Origin of the sequence: Roseburia sp. AF25-13LB, from assembly GCF_003478915.1 — a bacterium.
Lineage (GTDB): Bacteria > Bacillota > Clostridia > Lachnospirales > Lachnospiraceae > Roseburia_C > Roseburia_C amylophila.
Window position 1 is genome coordinate 1 of sequence record NZ_QUFO01000024.1, and the last position, 3,516, is coordinate 3,516.

The following is a 3,516-nucleotide window of genomic DNA, read 5'->3' on the forward strand; positions in this document are numbered from 1 at the left end:
TTGCAAGATTCATATGATAATCCCACATATAGCTTCTCACATGCTCTGCTGCCCCTCCGTGCATCTCCGGCATGGTAGCAATCTCTACAATACTGCTTCTTACCGCATCTATCTACTCTATCCACCGGTCAAGCTGTGCCTGGATTAATTCACGGATGCTGGTAATCTCCTCGTACTTTTCCTGAAATCCCATAACTTTCTCCTCTCCCCCTATTTTGTCTTTATCATTTTCATCAAAGAAGCTTCTGCATCAACCAATTCATCACGCAGTGTGAGAAGCTTCCCGGCATCCTGCGTCAGAAGGCTCTGATAATAACTCATCAGACCAATTAACTGTGAAAAGTCCGCCCTGTACGCTGTCATGGCATCCATTGATACATTTAAATCCGGAACTGTAAGCTGCTTTCCTTCTACCTCACCGGATACCGTCGAAAAAGACTGTACCTTTGATGTATAAACATTGGTATCTAATTTTATCAGCATGATGACATTCGCTTCGTGAGCAGATAGGTGATACAGTTACTTTTTCGAACAAAGGATTTAAGGAATTGGAAGTCCTAAAGTATAACCCTAATAAATTATACCAGGGAAACTTTGACTCCTTCATCCTCTGATATTAATGATACTAATGATTGTCCAAATCTTTCAATCTGTCCCAACTCACAGCTAACATAAAAGCAACATCTATGGGCACGTCTGTCATTATCCGCAATTTCTATATCTACTTCAATTTTTACATGTCCATGATTATCACTGGGTAAAATATTTAATGAAAAAGCAGGTGTATAGTTTCCAATCTTATTTCCAAATTCCAAATAACATACCTCATTAGAATTTTTGATATAATTATTTATTTTATCTGCAGCATTTTCTAATAAAACATCCTCAACATAACAATTCTGAAATACATTAATGTATTCTGAGCTTGCCATCACTTTCAATTCTATAATATTAGAATCTTTCCATATTCTTTCAAAAATAATATTATCCATAAAATTCCTCTCTTTACTTAAATTTAAAATCATCGAATGTGCCTGTCACTTTATTATATACATAATGGATTGTAATTTTATTTCCATCAGCTGTCTTTACAACAGATTGCATTTTGACCCAACCATCTGATGATTTCCACCTCGTATCATTTAATTTAATCGGAAGTTCAGTAGCACCTTCCAAAGGATCAGACCGTACTTGATGCATAGCCATTTGTTCTTCTAAATTATTAGGAATTGTTCTTCCTGTACTACCTCTTCCTTCTACTTTCACAGGATTCCCAACTCCAGTATTAGAAGTACTACCACTCACTCCCACATTCCCCAGTTGCTGTTTTCTAAGTTCCAACAGCTCCTCCGGGTTTACTTTCTTTAATGCAAGTGCTTCGTCTACCTTTCCGATTCCTCTTATTTCTGCCTCTGTGAGCCCTTCCTTGCTTCCATTCTCAAGAAAATCAAGATATTTCTGGGCATCTTCCTTTGACATTCCTTCTGCAAAAGAACTGTGTAATCCACTTACATTTGCCATGGAATCTATCTCATTGAGCGTTCCATATGTTGCTATTCCGGTTAGTGAGCCAACTACAAAGCCTGCCAGTGGACTGTTGGTTGCTTCTGTCATGCTCTTTTCCACATAGCTGCTGGCTGCCATTGTCAGTCCCTGCTTGACATACTCTGTCACTACTGCCCTGCTTACGGATGTTCCTGTGCTTATCACTGCTTCTCCGATACTGCCATTCCTCCTGTCAGTATCAGAGAAGCAGCGATTGTCAATACATTTCCTATTAAATAATAGAGAGCCGGATTACTGGCAAATACTGTATCACGGATTGGATTAACCGATACCAGCCTTGAGTCTCCCGTCACTCCATGGAATCCTGGGATATATCCGGCATAGTAGCAATTTCTACAATACTGCTCCTCACCGCATCAATCTCTTCTATCCATCGGGCAAGCTGTTCCTGGATTAATTCACAGATGCTGGTAATCTTCTCGTACTTTACATTGTTGCTAAGAGCACGTTTATATCAGCGTATTGGAACTAAATATTCTATTTTGATTTTGCAATGTCCTTTCGTATACCCGACTCGACAAAATTTCGCTAGTGTCTATTAATTAACATCATGGATTCTTAATTGCTTCACAACAGCCATGATGATTAATTAATAGACATGCAAGAGCCGTTGGATGTCCGACAGTATAACCATAATTAAAATATAAGTTTCTCTCCGGTTTCAGATTTTACAAAATATTTTTGTGAGCCATCATATTCTAAGGTTAATTCTGTTCCAATTGGTAATTCAAAAATTGGAGCAATTGCAGGCTCTATTTCAAAAATTGTGCCCCAATCACAAATGACCATGTTTTTTGAATCTGCCAGAAACTCATCTGTATCTATTTCCGAAAGAAATCTCCACCCATTATCAATATTATTTACACTCTCTTCTCTAAAACACCATTTTACTCGTCCCCTTCTTTCTAATATATTTTTTGAAACAACAGAACCTCCTAAATTCATTGTGCTATGCATATTTTTCCTCCAATCTTTTTTTTAATTCATCGCTTCCCCTTTCCATAATTAGTTTACGAATGGTAAATCCATTCTTGTTTTTCTCATCAACATCTGTTACTTGTTCAAAACATTCTTCAATAAAATTCATTGTACTCTCTGAACGTTCCTTAAAAGCTTCCATGCATAATGAAAAAAAGGCTGTATTACCATACTTTACATCTTTTTGCATTACCGAAGTACCTTTACTTAGCAATAATTTTCCGATTTCAACTGCTTCAATACAATTTATATTTGGAGCCAAAAAATGAAATTCATTATTACCTTCTTTTGACACTATGTTTACTTTTGCATTGTTATCAAGTAAAAATTTTGATATTTCAAATTTTCTGGATACTAAGCTTCTTTCAAGAATACTCATTCCACTATCATCTACCCAATTAATGATATCAGATACATTATCATTTTTTAACTTTATTTTTTCATGTAAATCTTTTAATGTACCAAATTTAACAATTGTCCCATAATCTGCTTTCTCAATATTCATTTTTATTTCCTCACTCATATTTATGACTTCTATTTGTACTAGGTAATTCTGGTCTATAATTTCTAGGATTACGATACTATTCTAAAAATTCATCTTTTGAAATCACATCATCCATATATAATTGATGCATTTCAGAGTATTTCTCACTAGGAATATGTCCCATATCCCATTGACCATTTCTCGGTTTAGTTTTATCCCATGTAATTTCAACGCCAGATGGGTCATAAACTTTTCCTGTAATAGGGTCTTTCGCATTCTCCCAAACTTCATTTACTTGATTTTTACCATAAGATGGGCGACTATTTGTATATGGTTTACTTCCACTACTACTCTCTCCAACATTCCCCAGCTGCTGTTTCTCAAGTTCTAATGACGCCTCCAGATTCATTACTTCCAGATCAGCCTCATTGAGCATTCCATATGTTGCTATTCCGGTTAGTGAACCAACTACAAAGCCTGCCAGTGGA

At 36.3% G+C, this 3,516-nt stretch carries 6 protein-coding genes and 1 pseudogene; all 7 read right to left on the reverse strand.

All coding sequences use genetic code 11. From position 1 onward, the window contains the following. Positions 1-210: 210 nt before the first annotated feature. The 7 genes and pseudogenes from DWY37_RS15560 to DWY37_RS15585 all read right to left on the reverse strand — a co-directional run bounded on the left by DWY37_RS15560 (position 211) and on the right by DWY37_RS15585 (position 3,464). On the reverse strand, positions 211-483 hold the full coding sequence (locus DWY37_RS15560; protein WP_117699355.1) for a hypothetical protein: 273 nt from the start codon (positions 481-483) through the stop codon (positions 211-213). A gap of 95 nt (positions 484-578) precedes the next feature. After that, on the reverse strand, positions 579-992 hold the full coding sequence (locus tag DWY37_RS15565) for a hypothetical protein (protein WP_118544595.1): 414 nt from the start codon (positions 990-992) through the stop codon (positions 579-581). Positions 993-1,005: 13 nt separating this feature from the next. Further along, entirely contained in the window at positions 1,006-1,710 is a 705-nt protein-coding gene (locus DWY37_RS16230; protein ID WP_243093196.1) for a hypothetical protein, read from the reverse strand. Continuing rightward, a complete protein-coding gene (locus tag DWY37_RS15910; RefSeq protein ID WP_158552144.1) occupies positions 1,707-1,859 on the reverse strand; it encodes a hypothetical protein in 153 nt (50 codons plus the stop codon). Before DWY37_RS15910 ends, DWY37_RS16230 begins: the two co-directional genes overlap by 4 nt. A 343-nt stretch (positions 1,860-2,202) precedes the next feature. Further along, positions 2,203-2,523, reverse strand: a complete 321-nt coding sequence (locus DWY37_RS15575) for an immunity protein Imm33 domain-containing protein (RefSeq protein ID WP_118542600.1) — start codon at positions 2,521-2,523, stop codon at positions 2,203-2,205. After that, a complete protein-coding gene (locus tag DWY37_RS15580; RefSeq protein ID WP_118544597.1) occupies positions 2,516-3,067 on the reverse strand; it encodes an ankyrin repeat domain-containing protein in 552 nt (183 codons plus the stop codon). Before DWY37_RS15580 ends, DWY37_RS15575 begins: the two co-directional genes overlap by 8 nt. Continuing rightward, positions 3,060-3,464, reverse strand: a pseudogene (locus tag DWY37_RS15585) (HNH/ENDO VII family nuclease). Before DWY37_RS15585 ends, DWY37_RS15580 begins: the two are co-directional and overlap by 8 nt. Positions 3,465-3,516: the final 52 nt, after the last annotated feature.